The sequence below is a fragment of the Actinacidiphila bryophytorum genome (genome assembly GCF_016916835.1).
GTDB classification, from domain to species: Bacteria; Actinomycetota; Actinomycetes; order Streptomycetales; family Streptomycetaceae; genus Actinacidiphila; species Actinacidiphila bryophytorum.
This window is the reverse complement of record NZ_JAFFIX010000074.1, coordinates 1-841: the sequence shown is the minus strand read 5'-3', so window position 1 is coordinate 841 and position 841 is coordinate 1. Positions and strand designations below refer to the sequence as shown.

Below are 841 nucleotides of genomic sequence, written 5' to 3'. Positions count from 1 at the left end.
TCGCTGCCGCAGCAGAGCCGGATCGAACTGGAGAGCCAGAACTCCTTCACCGACCGCTATGCGCCGGTCCAGTCGATCAGCGGCTCCACGATCACGATGCAGCAGCCGGCCTGGAACAACAACAACTGGGGCTACGACACCCTGGCCAGCCCCTTCGCCGGCGGCAGCCTCCAGCTGGAGAACTCCTACAGCTTCCTGAAGACCGCAGGCCAGTGGTACCTCGACCCCCAGGCGGGCCAGCTCTACTACAAAGCCCCCAGCAACTGGTCGCCCACGTCCCACGACATCGAGCTGCCGCGGCTGACCTCGCTGCTCCAGATCGGCGGCAGCTACAGCAGCCCCGCCCACGACATCACCGTCAGCGGTATCGCCTTCCAGCACACCACCTGGCTGCAGCCCAGCACCTCCGCCGGCTACGCCGACCAGCAGAGCGGTGCCTTCCTCGGGAGCGCCTTCAGTCAGCCGTCGGACTTCATGACGTCCTGCCAGTCGGGCTGCCGGCTCTTCGAGGCCGCCCGCAACAGCTGGAGCCAGGTGCCGGCGGCGGTGCAGGTCTCCGCGGCGCGCGGCATCACCTTCACCGGCGACACCTTCGCGCACCTGGGCCAGGTGGGCCTCGGCATCGGCAACGACGCCGACGCGCACGCCTCCGGTGTCGGCCTCGGCGCCTCCTCCGTCACGGTCTCCGGCAGCACCTTCACCGACGACTCCGGCGCGGGCATCGTCGTCGGCGGTGTGCGGCCCGACGCCCACCACCCGTCGAACGCGGCGATGACCAACCAGGACATCACCATCCAGGGCAACCGGATCAGCGGCGTGGCCAAGGACTACAAGGACATGG

General features: G+C 68.8%; 1 pseudogene. It reads left to right on the top strand.

The features are described from left to right. A pseudogene (locus tag JT723_RS34645) lies at window positions 1-841 on the top strand (right-handed parallel beta-helix repeat-containing protein); the annotation flags it as partial.